Annotated in this window: 20 protein-coding genes; 17 read left to right on the top strand and 3 right to left on the bottom strand. The window is 42.0% G+C overall.

Going from position 1 to position 22,161, the window contains the following annotated elements; translation table 11 throughout:
* Positions 1-521: 521 nt before the first annotated feature.
* A complete protein-coding gene (locus KSP24_RS14120; protein WP_367949340.1) occupies positions 522-1,103 on the top strand; it encodes an RNA polymerase sigma factor in 582 nt (193 codons plus the stop codon).
* Positions 1,060-2,757, top strand: coding sequence for a DUF4179 domain-containing protein (locus KSP24_RS14125; RefSeq protein ID WP_216975475.1), 1,698 nt, complete (start codon positions 1,060-1,062; stop codon positions 2,755-2,757). Before KSP24_RS14120 ends, KSP24_RS14125 begins: the two co-directional genes overlap by 44 nt.
* Positions 2,758-3,022: 265 nt before the next feature.
* Here KSP24_RS14125 and infC read toward each other — a convergent pair whose 3' ends face one another.
* On the bottom strand, positions 3,023-3,538 hold the full coding sequence (gene infC, locus KSP24_RS14130) for a translation initiation factor IF-3 (RefSeq protein WP_216975477.1): 516 nt from the start codon (positions 3,536-3,538) through the stop codon (positions 3,023-3,025).
* 171 nt (positions 3,539-3,709) lie between these two features.
* Between infC and KSP24_RS14135 the strand changes: the two genes are divergently transcribed.
* The 10 genes from KSP24_RS14135 to KSP24_RS14180 all read left to right on the top strand — a co-directional run bounded on the left by KSP24_RS14135 (position 3,710) and on the right by KSP24_RS14180 (position 14,435).
* Positions 3,710-4,705, top strand: a complete 996-nt coding sequence (locus tag KSP24_RS14135; protein WP_216975479.1) for an ABC transporter substrate-binding protein — start codon at positions 3,710-3,712, stop codon at positions 4,703-4,705.
* On the top strand, positions 4,702-6,750 hold the full coding sequence (locus KSP24_RS14140; protein ID WP_216975482.1) for an iron ABC transporter permease: 2,049 nt from the start codon (positions 4,702-4,704) through the stop codon (positions 6,748-6,750). The genes KSP24_RS14135 and KSP24_RS14140 overlap by 4 nt, the downstream gene beginning before the upstream one ends.
* Positions 6,751-6,877: 127 nt before the next feature.
* A complete protein-coding gene (locus KSP24_RS14145; RefSeq protein ID WP_014599587.1) occupies positions 6,878-7,189 on the top strand; it encodes an ArsR/SmtB family transcription factor in 312 nt (103 codons plus the stop codon).
* Between the two features lie 74 nt (positions 7,190-7,263).
* Complete coding sequence (locus KSP24_RS14150; protein WP_137078176.1) at positions 7,264-8,439, top strand: MFS transporter; 1,176 nt, start codon at positions 7,264-7,266, stop codon at positions 8,437-8,439.
* Between the two features lie 234 nt (positions 8,440-8,673).
* The gene (locus tag KSP24_RS14155; protein WP_216975484.1) at positions 8,674-9,198 is read left to right on the top strand and encodes a hypothetical protein; all 525 of its coding nucleotides are present in this window, start codon (positions 8,674-8,676) and stop codon (positions 9,196-9,198) included.
* Between the two features lie 88 nt (positions 9,199-9,286).
* Entirely contained in the window at positions 9,287-9,961 is a 675-nt protein-coding gene (locus KSP24_RS14160; RefSeq protein ID WP_216975486.1) for a VOC family protein, read from the top strand.
* A gap of 95 nt (positions 9,962-10,056) precedes the next feature.
* The gene (locus KSP24_RS14165) at positions 10,057-10,512 is read left to right on the top strand and encodes a GNAT family N-acetyltransferase (protein WP_216975487.1); all 456 of its coding nucleotides are present in this window, start codon (positions 10,057-10,059) and stop codon (positions 10,510-10,512) included.
* 223 nt (positions 10,513-10,735) lie between these two features.
* On the top strand, positions 10,736-12,067 hold the full coding sequence (locus tag KSP24_RS14170; protein ID WP_216975675.1) for a helix-turn-helix domain-containing protein: 1,332 nt from the start codon (positions 10,736-10,738) through the stop codon (positions 12,065-12,067).
* Between the two features lie 427 nt (positions 12,068-12,494).
* A complete protein-coding gene (locus tag KSP24_RS14175) occupies positions 12,495-13,868 on the top strand; it encodes a helix-turn-helix domain-containing protein (protein WP_216975489.1) in 1,374 nt (457 codons plus the stop codon).
* A 162-nt stretch (positions 13,869-14,030) separates the two neighbouring features.
* Entirely contained in the window at positions 14,031-14,435 is a 405-nt protein-coding gene (locus KSP24_RS14180; RefSeq protein WP_216975490.1) for a hypothetical protein, read from the top strand.
* Between the two features lie 745 nt (positions 14,436-15,180).
* On the opposite strand, the gene KSP24_RS14185 is transcribed toward KSP24_RS14180, so the two are convergent.
* Positions 15,181-16,299, bottom strand: coding sequence for a hypothetical protein (locus tag KSP24_RS14185; RefSeq protein WP_330706029.1), 1,119 nt, complete (start codon positions 16,297-16,299; stop codon positions 15,181-15,183).
* A 344-nt stretch (positions 16,300-16,643) separates the two neighbouring features.
* Between KSP24_RS14185 and KSP24_RS14190 the strand changes: the two genes are divergently transcribed.
* On the top strand, positions 16,644-16,805 hold the full coding sequence (locus KSP24_RS14190; RefSeq protein ID WP_167346980.1) for a hypothetical protein: 162 nt from the start codon (positions 16,644-16,646) through the stop codon (positions 16,803-16,805).
* A 289-nt stretch (positions 16,806-17,094) separates the two neighbouring features.
* Here the strand turns inward: KSP24_RS14190 and KSP24_RS14195 are convergent, their stop codons facing one another.
* Entirely contained in the window at positions 17,095-19,371 is a 2,277-nt protein-coding gene (locus KSP24_RS14195; RefSeq protein WP_216975494.1) for a preprotein translocase subunit SecA, read from the bottom strand.
* Positions 19,372-19,588: 217 nt separating this feature from the next.
* On the opposite strand from KSP24_RS14195, the gene KSP24_RS14200 reads away from it, so the two are divergent.
* The 4 genes from KSP24_RS14200 to KSP24_RS14215 all read left to right on the top strand — a co-directional run bounded on the left by KSP24_RS14200 (position 19,589) and on the right by KSP24_RS14215 (position 22,137).
* Complete coding sequence (locus tag KSP24_RS14200) at positions 19,589-20,062, top strand: copper amine oxidase N-terminal domain-containing protein (protein WP_216975496.1); 474 nt, start codon at positions 19,589-19,591, stop codon at positions 20,060-20,062.
* Between the two features lie 217 nt (positions 20,063-20,279).
* Positions 20,280-20,453 (top strand): DUF1871 family protein, encoded by a 174-nt coding sequence (locus KSP24_RS14205; protein ID WP_254207819.1) that lies wholly within the window; start codon positions 20,280-20,282, stop codon positions 20,451-20,453.
* A gap of 302 nt (positions 20,454-20,755) precedes the next feature.
* On the top strand, positions 20,756-21,085 hold the full coding sequence (locus tag KSP24_RS14210; protein ID WP_216975499.1) for a hypothetical protein: 330 nt from the start codon (positions 20,756-20,758) through the stop codon (positions 21,083-21,085).
* Between the two features lie 506 nt (positions 21,086-21,591).
* Positions 21,592-22,137 (top strand): hypothetical protein, encoded by a 546-nt coding sequence (locus KSP24_RS14215; protein WP_216975500.1) that lies wholly within the window; start codon positions 21,592-21,594, stop codon positions 22,135-22,137.
* The last annotated feature ends 24 nt before the right edge of the window (positions 22,138-22,161 follow it).

A 22,161-nucleotide genomic window follows, 5' to 3' on the forward strand; every position in this document is an offset into this window, starting at 1 on the left:
GCTATTTCGTGGCAAGTCTGAAATCTCTCAATTCGAGAAACGTGAATAGGTCCATTCATGTTCATTAGTGATTCTCCCTCCGATTTATTGGGGTGAGTTGAAACTAACACATGGATGAGGAGAACGGGCTTAACGAGGGACATTTTTTCAATACATTCCAATTCCTCCCAAGGGATTTTCTTATGGGAATTGTACTCAAACGGGTCTATTTTAGCAAGCATATTGCTCTGTCCATCTTACTTAGGCTATTGATAGAGCGGTCATAGGGTGAATCTACGGCTGAAGATTGTTGCTTGAGCGCTGTAAGAATTGGCGATAAGTTTAAGGCATGTATTTTATGAGTAAAGCGGTGATCCTCTCACAGCTGAACTAGGCATAGAGAAATGAGCCAAGTGTTCATGACCTTGAGGGCAACAAAACCTCAAGGTCTTTTTTATATGGATCAAGTGAGAGAAAAGATGCAGATTAGGAGTCTTAGAAATGAAACAAATAAAAGCCGGACCGTAAGAGGAGGGGAACGCGTGGAGCTGACAGACGATCATTCCATTATTGAAGTTGTATTAAAAGGCAATAAACAGGCGTACGCAGACATTGTCCGGCGCTATCAGAATAAGCTTTACGGTTTGTTTCGCAAGATGGGGACTTCTGAAGCGGATGCTCAGGATCTGACCCAAGAGACACTAATTAAAGCCTATCGTAAACTGGCAGCACATAACCCGTCGCAAAGTTTTGCCGGTTGGATGTATACAATTGCCGTCAATTTGCAGAAGGACCGTGGACGCCGAAAAGAACCGAAGTCTCCGGTACAGGAAGATACATATGAACGTGAAACACCGGAATCAAAGTTGCTGCAAAAGGAACTACGTTTCGAATTGGATCGCTTGTTGGAGACGCTACCCGAACATTATCGACTTGTGTTGATTCTGCGCTACACTAACCAACTGAGTCACAAGGAGATCGCTAGTATTACTGGCATGTCGGTTCGGCAGGTTAACAACGCCGTCCACCGTGCTAAAATCAGCCTACGGAAAACCGTAGAAGCCAGGAAGGGGCAACGTTATGAGATTCTGGGGTCGTACAACAACGAAAAAAGCCAATCTTGAAGCAGTAGACAGTAAATCGATGATAGAAGATAGGAATTGGGAAAATTCGTTGTTTCACGAAAGGCTTCCTGATGAGTTTACCGACCAGGTGATGCTGGAACTGGAAGGAGTGGAGATCGAACCAGCTGACAGAGCCGACGCGAGCGATCAGGATCTATCCAGATACTCTGCGAGCGGGCAACCCGCGGAAACGGAGGCACAGATTATGACGGGATCGACTGGACACGGGAAGCGGCAACAGAACGCAGCAGCGTACGATGACACGTCCATAGTTGCTCAGGTGAAACATTACCGCCTTACCAGATGCTCTTCACAGCTTAAAGTATGGAGTGTGGTGGTCGTCGTCTCTGTATTTGCGGTTAGCACACTACTGTATACGCAGCCAACTCTCGCAGATACGGTGAGATCGCTGTTTGCGAAAGATAGTTATGTGGATAGCGGTATGAAGAAGGCACGTGAAACAGGGCTGGTACAGATTTCGGGCGCCAGCGCTAAAGATCAGGGTTACACCCTGAAAGTCAACGAACTTATCGCCGATTCGACTAGAATGATTATCGGGATCGACGTTTTCGACGCCAAAGGAAATGCTATAGCCGGGGATTTTGGTCTTCAAGATGTCGATTTCAGTATCTTTGATAACCAGAGAGGTGATATTGGCGCTGTTCCTTTTGAAGTAAGCACAGGGAGCAACGAGACAACTAGCAGGATTGAGTTCGACTTTACGAGGCCAGTACTGACTGACAAGCTTCAGCTTAGTGCGCATATCCGTGAACTTAGGCTGTATGCGGATAAACTCAATGTGGAAGCTCCTATTAAAACGGTAAAAGGAGATTGGAGACTGAATCTTGAGGCAGATCTGACTAAAGCCAAAGAGCAAACGTTGCTGACTCCAATTGATAAAACGTATGAGACGCCAAGCGGCTTACAAATTCACATGCAGGGAGCTACTCGGACACCAAGCGGCGGATCATTGGAATATACGACAGAGTTGACTCCGGAAGCGGCAGGCCGAGCGCTGAACGGAAAAAGCGGATTCCACGAGCTTAAGTATCATCTGGAAGATGCACAGGGGAAATGGCTTGGGGATAACAGAGAACCTGAATTCGAACGCCGATCTAAATTGGACCGTTGGAGTGGCAAGACGCACTGGTTCTATCAATTTAATGACTTCGCTTATGATAAGCAGCAAATTCGATTCGTATTGGACGGCTATATAATTCGAGAGAAAAGCGAAATGTCGGTCGTGCTCGACCCGGCTCAAACCTCAGCTGTGCATCCCGTTAAATTTGAAGATTCGGGTGATGCTTATCTGTTCAAGGGGCTTAAACTTCGTCCCGACAGTTCCAATTCGGGCAAAATGTATGCGACCATTCCGGTTAGTGGTACGTTCAGCAGTCCAAACTTCACGAAAGATATCTGGGTTGCAGTTGACGAGAATGGCAGGGAGTATTCAATGTTTTTTGGCGGAGGCTATACCACAGACCGTGCAGGTGTGATCAAGCCGCAGGAGGATGCCGGATATTTCGTCGATGGTCTAAATCAAATGCCGAAACAGCTCACGCTAAAACGAAAGATTGTTAACCATTTGTACAAGGATGCCGATTGGTCGTTTGTCATACCGCAAACGGGAACGAACGGCGTCATCCTGAAATAAGCAAGCGGTTATGTATCGAGGTTGATGAATGAAAAACCTTTTTGGTATCTCCCTTGGAGCAAAGTAGCTGCGACAAGAACAGGAATGAGGTGGAGCACTTGATCATAGTAAATCAGATAACCACATTGAATCTGCTCGCTCTGCTTCACCTGACTTGTGCCGAAGATAAAAAGAAAAATTCAAACAAGGGATTTATAACAGAGGGCCGAATGTGCCCTCTGTTTTCTACGGACGAAGAGACTTGTCCAATCTAACGATTCGCCATTCAGCGAGGGTTTAATTTTACCTGTGAGCCCTTGCCGCCCGTCTGGATTCCAGTTTCCTTTACGCCGACTTCCTTCAGATCACCCAGTAGACGCTCCAGCACCGCTTTGGCGACAGGTGCTTCTTTTGCGCCTGAGGCCTTAACGACCAACTGTACCGGTTTACCAGAACGGAGTTGTTTGTCCGCCTGACGCAGCTTCGTGTCGTAATCATGATCCTCAATGTGAGCGGTGAAGCGAAGCTCCTTGACCTTTTCTTTGCCGCTGTTTCCTGCGGCTTGGCCGTTATTTGTTTTGCTTGCTGCGGCTTTTTTTTGCACAAGCGCTTTTCCTTTGCCCTTTGCAACCAAGCTGCACGGTGGCGGACTACTCATCAGTGAGGTGCAGACCAGGTCCACTCCCTTGGATCGGGCCATAGCCAAGGCTTCTGACTTGGAAACAACGCCGAGCTTCTCCCCTGAGAGTCCGGTGAGCACCACCTCGTCAGCTTTAATTTGCTCGTTGATTAATACTGCCACTTCAATGTAGCCTCCCTTAAACAATGATAAAACTATCATATACGGAACCTATGTGCGATTCAATTGAACTTCAATATATCCTTATTGACAAAAATCACTAACCCCTATACTCTTTTACTGATAATGATTATCATTTTCCGATGCATATACATACAGGGGTGATTGAGAGAAATGAAAAAGATGTTGAATGGACTATTGTTATTTGTAGTTTTAGCGATTGTATTGGCAGGCTGCGGTTCGGCTGGGAATAGCTCGAAGACGGAAGGGGCTACAGGGTCTGAGCAGACATCTACAGCAGCTGGTCCGGTTACGGTTAAGGACGACCATGGCGAAGTCAAGCTGGACAAGCCAGCGGAACGTGTCGTCGTACTCGAATGGACGTTTACCGAAGATCTGATTGCACTTAGCGTACAGCCGGTCGGGAATGCGGACAATGCCAATTACAAGCTGTGGGTGACACCAGAGGCGAAGCTGGCTGATACCGTAACGGATATCGGCACACGGGGCGAACCCAATCTCGAAGCGATTGCGGCGCTCAAGCCAGATCTTATTATCTCTAACGCCGATAACAATGCAGCGATCTATGCACAGCTTAAGGGAATTGCACCAACGATAGAGTTCGATCCTTACAAGGGGAACGGCTATGATTACGATCGTATGGTTGAAATTTTCAAGCAAGTTGCTGTGGCTACCGGTAAAACGGAACAGGCTGATAAAGTCTTAAGCGAACTTGACCAGCACTATGTAGAGGCAAAGGCTACATTGGAAAAAGCGGGCAAAGCAGACTTTCACTATGCACTGACACAAGCCTTTACATCTCAAAATGCTGCCAGTCTGCGAATGTTTAAAGAAAATTCGGTTGTAGTGGGAACACTTGCGAAAATCGGTATGGTGAATGACTGGAAGTCGGACCAGACTGAGAAGTACGGATTTAGTACCGTTGGAATCGAAGCTCTTCCAGCTGTACAGGACAGTAATTTTATCTACATTACGCAAAAGACGGACGATATATTTGGCGCCGCGATGAAGAACAACACGGTATGGAACGGACTGAACTTTGTTAAAGAGAAACGGACCTACCCGCTAGACGGCACAACATGGACATTCGGTGGCCCAATCTCATCCAAAGTACTGGTTGATCAAGTAGTCGGAGCTCTGACGAAATGACCCGAACGGACACAACGGGTTTATCGAAGACTTGGCGTATAGGAAGCATCTTTGGGGGCGGTTTGCTCGTCCTCATCGTGCTTTTTTTTGTAAGCTTGTGTTATGGGGAAGCTTCGATCCCGCTGCATACAGTCATCGAGGCGTTGACCCAGCGTCAGGATACGCTTGAGCATAACATGGTGTGGGATCTTCGGATGCCGCGTACGGTTATTGGAATCCTGGCTGGCGGCGCGCTGGCTATTGCCGGTGCTTTGCTTCAGGCCATCACCAAAAATCCACTGGCGGCTTCTGATACCCTAGGGATAAACGCTGGTGCCTACTTTGTGGTCGTACTTGGTGCAGTGATGTTTCCTGGCTTGCTGCACCAGGCGCCATTTCTATTTGCCGCCGCTGGCGGGCTGTTGGCAGCGGTGCTGGCTTATTTTATGGGCGGAGGAAGAGCAGGAACACCGATTCGGTTGGCGCTTGCCGGCCTGATCGTATCCATGGTTCTTGGTTCATTTACCGGAGCGTTGCATATCTTTTATTCATTTGAAACACAGGGGCTGTTTCTCTGGGGTTCGGGCTCACTGGTGCAAAATGATTGGAGTGGGACGACTTACGCTTGGCCTTGGGTAGTAGGACTCTCGGTTATTGCTGTTATGCTGTCAAGGCAGTTTGATGTGCTGGATCTGGATGAGTCCACATCCACATCCCTTGGACAAAAGGTTAGCTTAACCCGGGCGGTGGGAATTGTGCTGGCGGTTCTGCTATCGACCATTACAGTCAGCGTCATTGGTCCCATTGGATTTGTAGGTTTGGTGGCTCCGCATTTGGTTCGCTTAAGCGGGCTGAAAATGCATCGTTGGGTACTGCCCGGTTCCTTCCTATGGGGGGCACTGCTGTTGATAGGCGCAGACGTGCTGGCGAAAATGGTTCACAAATCAAGTATGGATTTGCCAACCGGAGCGGTCATGGCCTTGATCGGGGCACCTTGGTTGATTTGGCTGATTTTGTGGAAGATGAAGCTGCCTTCCGGTATCGGTGGACAGTCTTCAATGAACATAGGTGTGCGCTCTCGGAAATTACCGTTTGGCAGACTGGTTACAATATTTGCTTGCTGTGCCGTGATATTAACGGTATTCAGTCTAATGTTTGGAGGCATGCGCATTCCGGTGGGGGATCTGCTGTCTGGCCTGTTTGGCGGGGAGAACGCGAATTCGGCTTTGCTACAATTTAGAATACCACGCACATTGGTGGCAGCCGGGGCTGGTATCGCGCTTGCGGTCAGCGGCGTCTTGATCCAACTAGCGGTTCGTAATCCTTTGGCGGATGCCTCAATCATCGGGGTTTCTTCGGGGGCTGGTTTCGGCGCGCTTGCAGTGATTATCGTGTGGCCTGGGCTGCCTATTTATATGTTGCCCATCGCAGCAATTGCCGGAGCGACGGTGTCGGCAGCGGTAATCTTCTTTTTATCGTGGAACAAGCAACTCAATCCGTCTGTGGTCATCCTGCTTGGTATTGCCGTATCTGCCATCGGGTCAGCCGGTATTCAGGTGTTGATCATCCAAGGTTCACTTTGGGGTAGCACAGGCTATATCTGGCTGACTGGTAGTACCTACGCTCGAAACTGGGGGCAGGTGGCGACCATTCTGGCCTTTCTGCTCGTGTTGTTGCCAGTAGCGTGGTGTCTGGCTCGTCGTTTCGATCTTTTGGTATTTGACGATAGCAGTGCCATGGGTCTGGGACTTCCGGTGCGCCGCACCCGGCTGTTGGCGATGGTAGTGGGTGTGCTGCTGGCAGGTGGAGCAGTAGCCTGTGTGGGTACAATTGGCTTCATCGGGCTGATTGCTCCGCATATTGTGCGTACGTTGATCGGGCACCATGTACGCCGTTCCATTGTTCTGTCGAGCATCTTGGGAGCGGTCATGCTGGTGCTGGCGGATACGATTGGACGGACCGTGCTTGCACCGACCGAAATTCCTTCTGGATTGCTGATTGCATTGATCGGTGCACCGTATTTTCTGTACTTGATGTACCGCTCGAATAAGAGTAAATCTGTGTAGTTGAGATGACACGAACAGGCTGTTTCCAAGCGGATTCTCCGTGAGGAAGCAGCCTTTATTATATTTTATTATGTAATCATCTGAATTAAATATTTACAAATCTAATAAAGTAGATATAATGTGATGTATGGAACCGTCATTGATTTATAAAGCTTTGTCCAACGAGACTCGTCGTCTAATTATGCAGTGGTTAAAAAAACCGGAAGATTATTTTGATGAACAGGCTTATTTAAAGCAAGGGCTTAATTTCCAAATTGGTGTATGCGTGGGAGATATTCAGGCCAAATCGGGATTGGCACAGTCTGTAATTTCAAGTTATTTATTAACGATGCAAAAATCCGGTTTGTTAGAGTCTGAGCGAGTAGGAAAGTGGACGTACTATCGTCGGAATGAAAAAACAATACAGGAATTTGCCGAGTACATCCAAAAAGAACTATAAACAGAAAGGAGTTTTTTTTCACATAACATATCTACGAATCTATATATATAATTAATTGGAGGCTTATACTTAATATGAAAAAGGTTAACCCGTTACTTATTATCATTCTAGCTTTGGGCGTGTTCGGCATTATTACAACGGAAATGGGGATTATAGGTGTTCTTCCCCAAGTCACTCAAAAATTCAATGTATCAGCTTCCCAGGCTGGTTGGCTCGTCAGTATATTTTCTTTAGTTGTTGCTATCTCAGGTCCGTTTTTGACCTTACTCGTTTCTGGCATGAATCGTAAAGTTATTCTATTAATAGCTGTATTCAGTTTTGTTATTTCAAATATTGTCTATGCCTATACTACTCATTTTGAGGTCATGCTCATTTTTCGTGTTCTCCCTGCTATATTTCACCCTGTCTTTTTTTCAGTTGCCCTCGTGACCGCATCTCATCTTGTCCCCCCTGAAAAGAGCAGTAAAGCCGTCACCAAGGTTTTCGCCGGGATTACAGTAGGATTTGCTTTTGGTGTGCCCTTGACTTCTTATCTTGCTGAGAAGATAGCGTTAGAAGCTGCTTTCTGGTTTGGAGCTGTCGTAAGCATGATTGCATTTGTAGGAATTCTCATATGGCTTCCTTCTCTACCTGTCCAGCAAAAGATGTCTTATGGCAAACAGCTTGGTATATTACGCAAGCCTCAATTATGGTTCAATATTGTGTCTGTTATTTTTATCTTTGCGGCTATGTTTTCAGTGTATAGCTACTTTGCTGAATATCTTGGAGAAATAACTCTTATGAACGGATCATGGATCAGCATGATGCTGATGGTCTTTGGAATCGTTATGATTTTTGGGAACTTTTTATTTGGAGGGTTATTACATAAAAATCTGATCAAGACCGTCATCATGTTCCCGTTGCTATATATGGTCGTTTACGTATTCACTTATGCTCTGGGTACATCTTTCCTAGCGATGATTGTAGTTGTGCTCATTTGGGGAACCGTGCATTCTGGAGGGCTTATTATTAGCCAAACATGGTTAACCACTGAAGCGAATGAAGCTCCGGAGTTCGGTAACAGCCTGTTTGTCTCATTTTCTAATCTGGGTATTACGATAGGATCTGCTATAGGCGGATGGTTTATCTCTCATCTGGGAATACACCAGCTCATCTGGAGCGGAATGATGTTTGCGCTGCTGGCATTCTTATCTATGATTATAAAAATAAAATTGTTCAATTCGAATGCAGCGGAAGTGAACGTGCGTTAAAATATGGAGAGACATTAGAAGATACTTTACAAGATGACCATAAAATGATGCATGGGGTGATGTTGATTGCATTTCGTATGGACTTCGATCTTAATGACCTTTGTAATCGTCAGTGGGATCTTGGCGTTGCTCATCTGGGGAGTGATATCCTTGATTAAGCGCTTTCGTTAATCGTAATGAAGGAGTAGACATCTCTAAGTGTTAGAATTTATATTATCTATGGGGAGGAATCTGATGGATATTCGAATGTATGATGATCTGGAAGCTCAATTGGAAGAAACGGTTTGGGCTCTTGGAGAGGAAGCAGCTCTTACACTCCCGTTAGATAGCAACTTGGCCGAGGAAAAGGCACAGAAGGCTTGGGACCTCATCCCCGAACCTAAGCATACATGGGGCATTACAAGTGTAACTTTGCATCAGTATGTTCAAATTCTCAATTATAACAGCCATATGCAGCGATCAGTAGAGCTTTTAAATGAGGAAATTTTAGATTTGGAAAGTGCGGGGTATCGGATTATACATGCAGGGCCTTATATTCAAATGGCGGAAACGCTTCTTCTGCAGAGCAAGCCTGTATTAGCTCATGAATATCTCAAGAAAGCATACTCGATTGGGAGTGCAAGGGCATTTCGGGATCAACCCAAGCTTTTTCTCGAAATGGCAAAAAGTAAAGTTCTGGATGAACAGGCTATATTACTTCGTTTTAAGGCGTTGGATGTAAATGCCAAACTTTTGAGCGAATTAAAAGATAGTCAATAACCAATATAATGATCCAATACAGCCCTAAATCGATATGCTAATTTGGATATGTACAGGTTATCTTTTATCTATGAGGGAGGACGATCGTATGAAATTAAAAGCAGTGCTCTTGGACACACGCAGCTTCGAAGCGATGAAAGCTTTTTACGGCTCTCTCCTGGATTTGCAGGTTGTAGAGGAGGGCCCTTCGCGGTTGTCGTTTCAAGTAGGGGAATCGGTGCTTGCTTTTCAGGAATCCTCCCACATGGAAAATGAATTTTATCATATTGCCTTTACGATCCCAACAAATAAATTCATAGAAGCAAAACAGTGGGCCATCGACCGGGGGATTACATTGATTGCAAGATCCCAAGAAGACGAGTTTTTTTTCGAAAACTGGAATGCCACGGCGTTTTACTTCTATGATCCGGATCATAACCTCATTGAATTCATTGCTCACCATACACTCGATAATGCAGTTACTGAAGCTTTCGGTCCCCACTCCCTACTTCGTATAAGCGAGATTGGTCTTCCAGTTGATGATGTTCCAGAGGTATCCAAAATAATCACCGAAACGTTCCAATTTAATTCATGGGGAGGGGCTGGACAGAAATTCGCACCGCTAGGGGATGTGGAAGGTTCCTTTATTGTCACAGACAAGCAACGCCCCTGGTTTCCTGATGATAGGCTTCCGGCCGTGTTCGGCATCAGTGTCTTGTTTGAAGGTACATGTTCTGCCCGTCTTTCGCTTCAAAAGGGGTTGTATGAATTGAGATCAATCTAAGTTAAGGCTTTATCTCATCGCCACCACTCCCGGATTTCTGAATAAATCAAGAAGTGGGAAAATTCGGGGATAACAATACATACAGGAGAGAATAGATGAATATTAGATTGCTTAAACCAAATGAAAATTGTCCGTTAGAGCTCTTGCTACTAGCTGATCCTTCGCGCCAACTTGTTGAGGAATATTTGAAAAGAGGGCAGTGTTATGTAGCAGAAATTGAGCATCAAATTGTGGGAGTCTATGTTCTTTTACCTACAAGACCCGAAACAATTGAGGTGGTGAATATTGCAGTAGCGGAAGTCATGCATGGTAAAGGGATTGGGAGACAATTAGTAACTCATGCCATTGAAACAGCCCGGTCACAAGGCTATAAAACGTTAGAAATTGGTACAGGAAACTCTAGCATTGGACAGTTAGCTCTCTACCAAAAATGTGGTTTCAGAATTGTGGGTGTAGATCGAGATTTCTTTGTCAGACATAACTATCTAGAAGAAATTTATGAGAATGGCATACAGTGTAGAGATATGATTCGAATGTCTCAGGATTTATAGAGCTTAATTTTCTTTGCAAACCCTTCAAAGGTATCTTAAGTAAGGTTCTGAAAGGTATATGATATTGTGCCAAAAGATGGTACAATAAATTGCGGAAAGGCTATACAATCATTGGATTGCAATAGTCCTTTTTTAATGAGTTGATATCCTAATAAGTTCCTGATAAGGGGTGGTTACTTTGTACAACACAACAACCACGATACTCACAGAGATAGCAAAACATATGAGAGATCATGATTTAATCCTAAGTGATTTAGCTAGAGCAGCCGAAATGAATCCGGGCACCATGAGCAGTATTATTAATGGGAACCGCACACTTTCAGTGGATCAGTTAGATCGAATTACACAAGCAATGGGCTACCCCGTTGGTTACTACTATGAACGCTATGTGTCTGAGTATTTAGCGGAGGCTAATCCGAATTGGCGTCGAATGAGTCCTTTCATACATAATTGTGCGAGACTCAATAAATTGGACTGCATTCATGATGTGGTTAATTTATTGATGGATAAACTAGGCTATTCAGAATCTTTATTTGAGCTTGCCGAAGAACTTTTTAGAGAAGGGCTTTACGAAGCGGCAACTATTCTATATGAGAATGTGGCTCTAAGTGAGAAAAAGCAATATTCAGAACGTCTGGCTATGTGTCAGTACCGTTTGTTCCATACAAGGCAAGGAGATAATCAAGAGAAAAACTATGAAGCAGCCGTTCAATTTGAAATATACGTTGATCGACTAGATGAGATAGAACAGTTAGATGCCTTAAAAGATCTGGCGAATACATACCGTTCATTACGAAAATGGGACAAAGTAGAATTATTCGCTAAAGCTCTGGGCGACAAGGCCAAAATTCAATATAACATGGAGCAACAACGGCATCCTTCCAAAAAAGAAAATGCAAAGAAACCAAGCTTTCCTCTGTTTGCTTATTGGGCTTTTTCTCATTTACTTCGTGCAGAAGTTTGTGAGGCCCATAAAGATTATGAGAAGGCACTTCAGCATACGTACACATATGGTGACTTAAGTTGGGTGAAAGAAACTGATGAAACTACTTTGAAGTGGAAAATGAGATATAAAGAATGGTCTAAAGCTAATACTTATGTAAATAAACTTCATGCTGGTGAAATTGCTGTTTTGGCTGATTATGTAACATTTTTTTCTTCAAGGAAAGAAGAGTTGCTTTCCGGATTAGATAACATACTTGAAGCTGCTAATCGATATCATCTAAATGTTGATCATATTCTAAATCAATTTCAAACGGAAATTTTAGCTTTGCTGGATAAACCTGAGTGTGTAGGTACGTACAATCAACAATTAGTTATAGAACGTTATGTTCATTTTGCAAATGAATTAGCGGTTTACTACTTTAACAAAAATAATTTTGCAGATGGATTTACTTTTTTGTTAAATTGTTTGGAAAAATCTACATTAATCAAAAATAAGTCGTATATAATTAAGTGTGTAAAGATGTATGAGTCCTATCAGGAGTGTGCAGCATCTGAGACGAAGATAGCATACAGAAATTTAATTAATGAGGTGGATAATAATGAAACGTGAAGTAATTCTATCTTTTTTAGTTACTAGTTTTATACTAGTAGTAGTAGTTCTCCCTCTTCAGTATCAAGATAAGGGGTCTATTTATGAGCCCACTGGACAACACGGAGGATTGTGAGAATAAAAAGGTCTCCAGTATAGGATACAGTATAACCTAAAAATATACTATTATTAAGTGGTTAGATGGAATGATCCGTCTAGCCTTTTTATTGCGTGTTTTGCTGTATATAAGCAAAATGAGGAAATCCTCTTTTGAGGAATATATGTAAAAAGTGCAAAAATGTAATGTGTGCTGTTGTAAACAACGAAGGGTATATGACTTTGTTCCAAAAGACAATGATGGGATAAAGTAATTTTTACTAACTGTTTCTCATTACATAGTTTAATTATGTATTATATGTCGAGTTTATGTTGAAAGGGTGGTTTATCTATGGAGATCACACCTACGATTAGAGCAGAAGTACAAACCTATCTGATACGGAAAAGCTTAACCATGACCGAGTTTGGTCACATGATTGATTTGAATGTAGGAACAGTTAGTGGCATTGTGACGGGCAACCGATCAATTTCAGTTCACCAGCTAGATCGCATCACTATGGGAATGAATTTACCACCAGATTATTTTTATGAACGTTATATTGATGAATGTATTGAAGAAGAACCGCTCAACTGGCGAAGAATCAGTCCTTTTTTGTACCGCTGCGTGGAGCTAGGACGACTTGATTGCTTGCGAAGAGTTGTAGGTATGTTGCTAGATAATCCTGTTTATCTTCCTTCACTTTTTGAAGTAGCCGAGGATTCTTATAAAAAAGGTTATACTGAAGCAGCGGCGTTCCTTTATGAAAATGTGGCAGAAGGGGAAAAGTATCAGTATTCAGAACGATTAGCCGTTTGCCAGTATCGATTGTTTACGATTCGTATTGGAGACGATCAAGAGAAAGACTATGATGCAGCCATTCAATTTGAGCCTTACATTGAACGGTTAGATGAGGTAGATCAGTTAGAGGCATTAAAAGACTTGGCGAATACATATCGTTCGTTACGAAAATGGGATAAAGTAGAACTATTCGCTAAAGCTATGGGAGACAAGGCAAAAATTCAATACAAACTGCAACAACAGCGGCATCATGTACACAAAGATAATTCGAAGAAACCTAATTTTCCTTTGTTTGCGTATTGGGCATTCTCGCATTTACTTCGTTCACAAGCATGTGGTGAGAGGAAAGACTATGAAAAGGGACTTCAACACATTAAAAAATACGCTGATTTAAGTTGGGTTACTGATACAGATGAAGAAGCTTTGAAATGGAGAAAAAAGTACGAAGACTGGGCAGTAGTAAACACGTATGTTAATAAGCTTCTTTCTGGTGATAAGAGCGTTCTTTCTGATTATGTAGCTTATATTTCTTCAAGAAAAGATGAGATTCTTCCCGCACTTGATATTATGATTGAGGCAGCTAACCGATACCATTTTGATGTAGATAATATTTTAAAGCAATTCGAAGAAGAAATCATCTCCTTTCTGGAGCAGAAAAAAGTTGAAGGATTGTATACTCAACGATTCACAACGGAGCGATACACTCATTTCGCAAGGGAATTGGCGATCTATCTTTTTCGCAAGGGGAGGTTTTCAGAAGGCTTCACATTTTTGTTTAGCTGTTTGGAAAAGTCTGCTGAAGCTAATAATAAAATACAAGCAATTAGATGTATGAGGTTGTTTACACATTTTAAAGAACATGCATCTGCTCACACGAAGGAAGTCTACGGAGATCTGATTAAAGCGGTTAACGAAGATGAAGAGTAAGCTGATCCCACCATTCCAGTTTTATGTTAGTAGCCAGTGAAGGCACCTCCTATTGAGCATTGAGAGAATGGCTCGAATTACGGACCAACGGGTCACCACGTGGCAGTCTGAGAATAAAATGCTCTCAAGTTCAAAATCACAGCCATTAGAAGGAGTAAGAGGATGAAGATAGATAAAATAAATGATACCTACTATGCTGGATTTGAAGGAGAATCAGAAATAAGATTGATTTATACAAATTCAGATAAAAGCTATGTATTGAAGATATGGAATGGATACTTTGATACATTAATGGATTGTTTGGTTCAACTAGAATCTGCACAAAGTAATATACTAAGTGAATATTATGCTCACGAAGGCTGGTATGAGGAAAGTCCATGGAAAGTGGAAAATATTAGAGAGACCCTACAATTGTTTGATTCATTTGATATTAAATATTTGACCGAGGAAGAAGCGAAAAGTTTGACTAATATATTACCTGTACTTCCTGATCTTAAGAACGATATAATTATATTGTTACAGAAAGCCATCAATAGAAACGGCAATGTGTTCATTGAGTATGATTAATATTTTATAAGCTTGCGCCTTTGACATAAAATGAGGACAGGCTTTTTTAAAATAGTTAGTCAATCAAATAAAGGGTACGAGTTTCTGAATACAGCAAACAACAATATCATCCATGATAAAATGGCTGTGCCTCGATAGGCTAATATAACTTGAGTAGGAGCAAGCTTAAAAGTAGCTCTACCTGTGACGCAATATTTGCTTTGAACCGTCAATAAAGAAAAGAAGCTATTGCGATTGGTCGGCTCCTTTTGCTTTAGGATTATTCTGGGGGATCTACTTATTTCCTTTTATACATAAAAAAATGATAGTATAGACCACTCCAGCAATGAGGCTTAGTAGAAACGAGATGGATAAAGTTCTGAAAATAAAAGTAGAAGTGGGTACTGTATAAAACTTAAATATACCGTTGACTGAAGAACTCATAGTTGGCCCTTTGATAAAGGAATAATATATTCCTACAAAAAAACCATAAGACAAATACTTAATTAGATTTTTCTCGAATTTACTCATCTATTAGCCTCCAATAATGTTTATGGAAAAGGATAATTTTTGTACTATGAAACCATTCAAATTAGTATAGGGAAAGCCTGGTAATTAAAAGAAATCCTTGTTAAGCTAACGAGAAACGTTAGGTCAATGACAACAGGAGCGGACACAAGATTTTATTTGTCAAGTCTTGTGTCCGCTGCTGTTCCCTTTAATAGACTGGTCCATATTTAGCTGGTGTTAAATTGGAAGAGAAGAATTATGGTTTTTTCTTGGTTTTAGGTAATACTTCGACTGCTATCTCAGCCCATTTGACAGAGCCGTACGGTGAACTACCTCCCACGAATACATCTGGGCTTAGAATATTGACCAAATAAGTACCAGGTTTTTGAATAACGACAGAACCGCTAAAGGGTTTATCCTGTTTGAGGGGAATAACGGTCTTTTTTTCAACTTCAACAAAATCACCGTTTTGAAATGCTGCCACTCCAAAAGAAACTTCATTGCTTTCCAGATACGTAGCTGTCACGACTCCAGCAATTGCTATTGGATCTCCAGCCTGTACACGGAGGTATCCCTGTGTAGGTTTGGTAAAGCGGATATCCTGCTCGTTCTCGGGATGGTTGTATCTAATAGGAACGGAGGACGGGTTTAATACTTTGCGATGGACCATTATCTTAACAGATCCTTTATCATTGGTGTGAATTTCTAATGGATTTGGACCAGGACGAAGCTCAACTGAATATTCAATCCGCCGAAATGTTTGCCCATTTATTATAATCGGCTTTCCAATGCTTTTTTCTTTTCCCTTAAACGTGCTAATGCTACCTCCAATGGAACTTGTCATGCCACCGTGCCCTGTATTTACCATAAGATAAGCATGCCCGAACTCTTTTTGTACTAATGCACTAAAAGTGATTTTTTCCTTATCCGTTGTATAAGTTGGGTGAAGCGCTTTAACTACTTTGTCGTTCCAGACCCAGTGCATGACTCCATTACTCCATGTATAATTTATTCCCAGTTTAGGCAGAAGTGACGCTGGAATATACAATTGATCGTTTTTCATAAAGGTTTTAGGGATTGGCTCATCCAGCGCTGTCATTGTTCCGTCTTCGTACCTGAAAATCTTTGATTGGTTAGGCATCAACCGAAATGAGGAAAAAGGTACCGAGTTCTCAATGTCAAACTCCGCCCACGTGCTGCCTGTCTTTGCATCCCACTTGATGGTTGCCAAGTGAACTGTTTCCAGCCATTTGAACGGGAAATATAAATGATTATTTTTCTTCAGCAGGGGAGCGGTTTTTATGGAGACGGAATCCAGCGATAAAGAAGATTTGTTTATTTCGGCAGTCAGTTGGTGCGGAACCAGATAGAACACAGCCGCATCCTCTACTACAACGGGAAGAGTGGAAGTTGAATTCTCCGCATAACTCAGAGCCGTTGGAAGCAGGCCAGAAATAAGAAGGCAGGAAGCTACAAGTAGAGAAACAAAAATTCGCCTCATTCAATAAACACCTGATTTCATTTTTTTATCATATATACCAGAAAAACGAAAAAAAGTTGCGCAGATATAAGTCTTTTATTCTGACCATTAGCCTTTTTAAATAACTTAGTTCTTTCATTCAACTGCTTTCTTATTTTGTTTTATGACAAGCTTTATGATACTTCGACACGACTTTTACTATAAGATAAAAAAGACTAATTTACTTTGGAGGTGTCTTTTTGGAGTTATTTCTATTTATACTTAATATTTTAGTTATTCTCCTTTCTATTGCTGGTGGAGTGCTTTTAATTGGATTAGTATACAGAGGATATGTACTGCTAGGTTTACTTATTGCTGAGAAAAAGAGTAGAATAACGGATCAATCTCAAGATCAGGCTTGACTATTAGCCCAACATCCGATGGAGGTTACATTCAATGAGAATGCCTGCTTTATAGCGGCTATGCTTGTTGCCATTGGCATATAAATCCCCCCTCAAAATGAGTGCAAAAAAGCCGCCATAGCTTTGGCGGCCGTAATTGATATGTTTATACCGATTATAAAATTGAGAAATCCAAGCGGACGTCCAAAGTCAACACGGAGTCAATGCTTCGCTTCAACTTTTTCAGCGCAGGATGAATCGAGCGTTTGCTCTTATTCGTCCCGATCATTCTCGAAAAAGCTACGCTGCATCAAAATTTTGACAGTTTGAATATCGGCCTCAAAATCTTGCGAATCCCAAAAGCAAATACAGTCATTGCGGTCCATGAGCTGCGCATATTCTGGATGTATTGATCGTTGATTATATAAGTCCGAGTGGAAGTAGGGCTCTTCAGACCGAACTCTTCCCACTTCGCCGGATCATTCGAACCTCCGAGCCTTACAAGCATATTCGCTGACTTGCTATTTATTTTAGCTCGAATTTGCTCGTATGCTTGGATGATTTGCTCATGAAATTCGTCGATCGGATTGCGGTTAGCAAGGCTCTCCAAGTGGATGCCTTCGCGAAGGTAAGAAATGTATGCCAGATGGTCAGCCCAGAACTTGTCAATATAATAAAGCCGTACCCGCTGCTCCGAAGGGCTCATCGGCGTCGCTCCTTTCAAAATTACGAGCCGCTCCTCGTATAGAATACGTCGCTGTTCCTCCACCATATTTGAATAACGGTTTAGTTCCTGGTGGATATCGAAGTTCTGGCCCATAATAACGTGCTGAATATGCGCGATTTTGCTGCGTAGCACCGGGTCTTCGAGAGTCTCATCCTGCCTGTGGGCGCGAATCGCTTTATCGATGCCGAACCGAAGTAACAATTCGTCCTCCAAGCTTACGAAAAATACGGAAGCTCCAGGGTCGCCTTGGCGTCCAGAACGCCCGCGCAGTTGGTCGTCGATCCGCACACTTTCGTGCACATGTGTACCAATCACGTATAACCCTCCCAGCTTGGCGACAACTTCTGCTTGCGTAGGGTTACCACCGCCGAGCCGAATGTCGACGCCGCGTCCCGCCATATTCGTAGACACCGTCACGGCGCCGATTTCTCCCGCTCTTGCAATGACCTCGGCTTCTTCTACGTCGTTTTTCGCATTCAGAACATGGCAGGGTACGCCGGCAACCGCTAGCGCCTTTGCCAGCATGTCCGACTCCTCCACGCTTGACGTACCAATGAGAATCGGCCGTCCCATCGCATGGACGGACGAGATTTCTTGGACAAGCGCCTTAAGCTTGGCTTCCTTATGGGTATAAATTCGATGCGGTTGGTCGATCCGTATGTTTGGCCGGTTCGGTGGAATTTGCACGACCTGTAGTGCATAAATCTCTTTGAATTCCATTGCGGAAGCGTACGCGGTAGCCGTCATTCCGCAAATTTTTGGATACAGGCTAATGAAGTGTTGAAGGGTGATCGTTCCGAGAATTTTCCCGCCGACTTTCGAGTGCAGCCCTTCTTTGGCTGCAAGCGCGGCTTGCAGTCCTTCTGGCAAATGCCTGTTCTCCGCCACGCGGCCGGTATATTCGTCGATCAGCTCGATTTTACCGTCCCGGACGATGTAATCGACGTCTTTTTTCAATAACGTTTCCGCATACAACGCGCAATTTAACGACGACAACAAATGACTATTATGGCTTTCGTACAAATTACCGCATCCCAGCAGCGACTCCGCTTTCGCAGCGCCCGCCTCATTCAAATAAACGTTCCGCTTGAACTCGTCGAAGTCGTAATACTTATCTTGCTCAAGCTGCCTAGTCACATCTGCGAAACGAATTACGTCGTTGCCGGAAGAATCCGGCTCGCCAGCGATGACTAGGGGCACCCGAGCTTCGTCGAGAAGCAGTGAATCCGCTTCGTCGACGATGACATAGTGAAAAGGACGATGCACGGTATCGGCATCGCTTAGTGTAATCGTGTCGCGCAAGTAATCGAATCCCGCTTCTTTGGCCGTAACATAGGTTATATCTGCGGCGTATGCTTCTCGTTTCTCGGACAAGCTCATGCCCACTTGAACCGATTTTACCGTTAATCCGAGGAAACGATAGATTGGACCCATCCACTCCGCATCCCGATTTGCCAAATAATTGTTAAAAGTGAGCACATGAACGCCTTCGCCGGTCAGCGCATTTAGATAAGCAGGCATAACAGCAGAGAGCGTTTTTCCTTCGCCGGTATGCTGCTCGATCACAAACCTATCGTGCAGAGCGATGGCAGCCATGATCTGGACATCATAAGGCTGTAATCCGAGCTTTCTCTTCGCTGCCTCGCAGACTAACGCATAAGCATCGACAAGCAGCTCATCCAAAGGCGTACCCAATTTTGCTTCCTTTTTCAGCCGGAGAGATTCCGCTTTCAGCCGCTGATCGTCCCATGCTTCCAAATTCCGTTTCCTAATGAGCTCCGCTTTGTCCCGATAGCCTTTCAGCTTATTCTGGGTATCGCGGTCTTTGAATTTTTGCATCAACTTGACGGCTAAATTCATTGGAATTTGATCCCTCCTCGGTAGAAACACGCAATTCTAATAGTGGCTAAAGTATAATCAAACTCTGTAACAATAGCAAAGTTTGGAATAAAAAACTTCCTTGCTTTATTCTTATTATTAGGCAACGATGTATGATTCACAGGAAAAGTACATCTTGGAGGTCAGAAAGATATATTTTCAGTAAATTGTTAATTTTAACAAAGGGAGAGATGAATGTATGATGAAAAGATTCTTTACGGTTTCCGTATTTCTTATTTTTTCACTTGTATTAAGCGTACAAGCCAGTGCAACAAAACATCCTTATAGTTACACAATTAATGTACAGGTAAACGGTGTTCCTATTAATTTTGGAACTAATTCAGATTCACCTCCTTATATTGAAAATGCTACAAATACAGCTTTTGTTCCTCTTCGCTTCGTTTCTGAAAATCTAGGAGGGAGAGTAAGAGACTGGGACAAAACTTTACAACAAGTCACTATTGAATCAAAGAATGGAACTGTAATTAAATTGGCGATCGGTAGTAAGATTGTGCATGTCAACGATGAAAAGAAAACCATGTTAGCTGCGCCGCAGATTCCTACAACTCGTGTTCAAGTTCCTTTAAGAATTGTTTCTGAAGTGTTGGGAGCTAAAGTTGATACCAAAAAAATAGGTGAAACATTAAATGTGAACATTACAACCTCTAATTAATAATTCTTGAAACTAGACTATCCTATTTATGCGGCAGTTTTTCCTCATTTAATTGATTAAATATATTTTCATCGTCAAGCATTTGTTTTTTTCAAAAGAAGGTGCTGCTGTAGTTGCTAACGAGGGGACACTTGTTACAGTTATTCCTAAGAGTAAGTATGATGATGAATATAAAGCACTATCTAAATCATTATTTGTGGAATAGGAGTCTATTGAAATGAACGATGATATTGTACAAATGATTAATGAATGGAACCCAGTCGAAATATATCCTCTATTAGAAGATGAATATTATTCAGAAATACGTAAAATTCATGAAAAAAGCATGGAAACAAACTCTTTTGGAGAATTAGCAAAGCAGATCCATTCTGTATTCGCTCAATCTTTTTAAAAGGAATTCGACAAAAGCATTGAAGATTGTCAGTTAATTGCCGAGAAGATAATTAATATTACAAAATAATTTATTTATGAGCTTGCTCCTTTAACAATAAAATGGGAGTAGGCTTATTTTTGCATAATTGGTCAATCAAATAAAGGACACGAGTTTTTGAATACAGCAAACAACAATATCATCCATGATAAGATGGTTGTGTCTGGATAGGTTATAATAAGGAATTGGGACAATGGTTTATTTATAGCGAAACACTCCATTGAATTTGAAGACGAGAAGAGCCTTAAACCAAGGAGGAGTATATGGGATATGATTCTTTAATTAAAGCTATTATTTCTGTACCAAAAGATGAATTAACTATTCATTGGGGGAATGGATTAAAGATTATTGGCACTAGGGACACCATCTATGAAACAAACAATGGTTTAGATGAAGATGATAATGAGTTCCTTGAATATGATGCTGCGGTTGTTGATGTTAAAAAGATAGTATCTAAGCCGATTAACGATGAAGGAAGTATATATAAATGGTTACAAAAAGGAAAAAGCTCCTTTATTGAAATTTCTCTCCATGACGCCCCCCCTAGCATGATTACATCTTCAGATGGGTCTATTATCTGGAAAAATGAATAGCTTAGGCCATCCTCAATTGAGTTTTTTCACTGAATTGAGGATGATCTTTCGTTTTTATTTGTTTTCATGATGTTTATAAATATAAGCATCATCATCTACCCCCTTAATAGGGGCTTGGTTATACTGAATAATTTTACCTTGCTCCTTTTTATAAAAATACCTTGCATCGATTTCGTCCTTAAATATAACTTGTGTACTAATTAAGGGAGCTTTAGCTATTTGAGTTTCAACTGAATAAATTTCAGATGGTTTGTATCCTTGATCTTTTATAAGATAGTTGAATACTTCGCTTTGAGTATGACTTTTAATGTAACTACTAAGTATTCAAATGCTCGCAAATAGAGTTGCTATAAAGATTGCTATTCCATATTTCTTCATAACAATCTCCCTTTTTAATTGAAAGAATAGAAATAATTCAGTTTTTCTTCTAATGCTTTTTAATTATATTTACTCTTACCTTTATTTCCCTTATGATAATTGTAATACTAGCAGATAAGGGGATATATATGAAGAAAGCTATTTTATTAATATTAATGTTTGTTGTTTTAATTCCATCACAAGTATTGGCAGCAACATCTACAAAAGCTATGTCAACAAGTGAAATCGAAAAATTATACTTTGAGAATTATAAAGATCGTGTAAAAGAAATTAAAGCTGCACAAAAAAAGCTTAATGCTGTTCTGGGGACAGAAGTTCGTGAGCTAACTCAGAGATTAAACCAAGCCTCTGCACGTTATAAAAATGAAGTGAAAAATAAGTCTAGTAAAGCGGTAATAGCTCAAGCCAAGGCTGATTGCGATAAATTAAAGAAGGAGCTCAGCGTGGCAAAAGTGGAACTAATTAAAAGTATTAAAAATTACAAGCGAGAAAGTGACCAAGTTTTAAAGGATATTGCAAAGCAGAAAGCAGAGCTTATAAAATTCATTAAGAATCACACGGCAGGAAATGACAAACTTACGGAATCTCAATTTAGCAAGCAAGTTAATGGAGAAATTATGTCGATCGGCAATTCATTTACTGAAGCTTTAAAAACATTAACGGAAGCTGAATAATAGGGAGTAAGGCAGCAGGTATTA

It is taken from the genome of Paenibacillus sp. AK121 (assembly GCF_019042715.1).
Classification (GTDB): Bacteria; Bacillota; Bacilli; order Paenibacillales; family Paenibacillaceae; genus Paenibacillus; species Paenibacillus polymyxa_C.

Excerpts from the sequence above, each read along its gene's own strand:
- KSP24_RS14125 (WP_216975475.1), top strand. The coding sequence starts at position 1,060 with ATGAGATTCTGGGGTCGTACAACAACGAAAAAAGCCAATCTTGAAGCA.
- KSP24_RS14135 (WP_216975479.1), top strand. The coding sequence starts at position 3,710 with ATGAAAAAGATGTTGAATGGACTATTGTTATTTGTAGTTTTAGCGATT.
- KSP24_RS14140 (WP_216975482.1), top strand. The coding sequence starts at position 4,702 with ATGACCCGAACGGACACAACGGGTTTATCGAAGACTTGGCGTATAGGA.
- KSP24_RS14145 (WP_014599587.1), top strand. The coding sequence starts at position 6,878 with ATGGAACCGTCATTGATTTATAAAGCTTTGTCCAACGAGACTCGTCGT.
- KSP24_RS14150 (WP_137078176.1), top strand. The coding sequence starts at position 7,264 with ATGAAAAAGGTTAACCCGTTACTTATTATCATTCTAGCTTTGGGCGTG.
- KSP24_RS14155 (WP_216975484.1), top strand. The coding sequence starts at position 8,674 with ATGGATATTCGAATGTATGATGATCTGGAAGCTCAATTGGAAGAAACG.
- KSP24_RS14160 (WP_216975486.1), top strand. The coding sequence starts at position 9,287 with ATGAAATTAAAAGCAGTGCTCTTGGACACACGCAGCTTCGAAGCGATG.
- KSP24_RS14165 (WP_216975487.1), top strand. The coding sequence starts at position 10,057 with ATGAATATTAGATTGCTTAAACCAAATGAAAATTGTCCGTTAGAGCTC.
- KSP24_RS14170 (WP_216975675.1), top strand. The coding sequence starts at position 10,736 with ATGAGAGATCATGATTTAATCCTAAGTGATTTAGCTAGAGCAGCCGAA.
- KSP24_RS14175 (WP_216975489.1), top strand. The coding sequence starts at position 12,495 with ATGGAGATCACACCTACGATTAGAGCAGAAGTACAAACCTATCTGATA.
- KSP24_RS14180 (WP_216975490.1), top strand. The coding sequence starts at position 14,031 with ATGAAGATAGATAAAATAAATGATACCTACTATGCTGGATTTGAAGGA.
- KSP24_RS14195 (WP_216975494.1), bottom strand. The coding sequence starts at position 19,371 with ATGAATTTAGCCGTCAAGTTGATGCAAAAATTCAAAGACCGCGATACC.
- KSP24_RS14200 (WP_216975496.1), top strand. The coding sequence starts at position 19,589 with ATGATGAAAAGATTCTTTACGGTTTCCGTATTTCTTATTTTTTCACTT.
- KSP24_RS14205 (WP_254207819.1), top strand. The coding sequence starts at position 20,280 with ATGAACGATGATATTGTACAAATGATTAATGAATGGAACCCAGTCGAA.
- KSP24_RS14210 (WP_216975499.1), top strand. The coding sequence starts at position 20,756 with ATGGGATATGATTCTTTAATTAAAGCTATTATTTCTGTACCAAAAGAT.
- KSP24_RS14215 (WP_216975500.1), top strand. The coding sequence starts at position 21,592 with ATGAAGAAAGCTATTTTATTAATATTAATGTTTGTTGTTTTAATTCCA.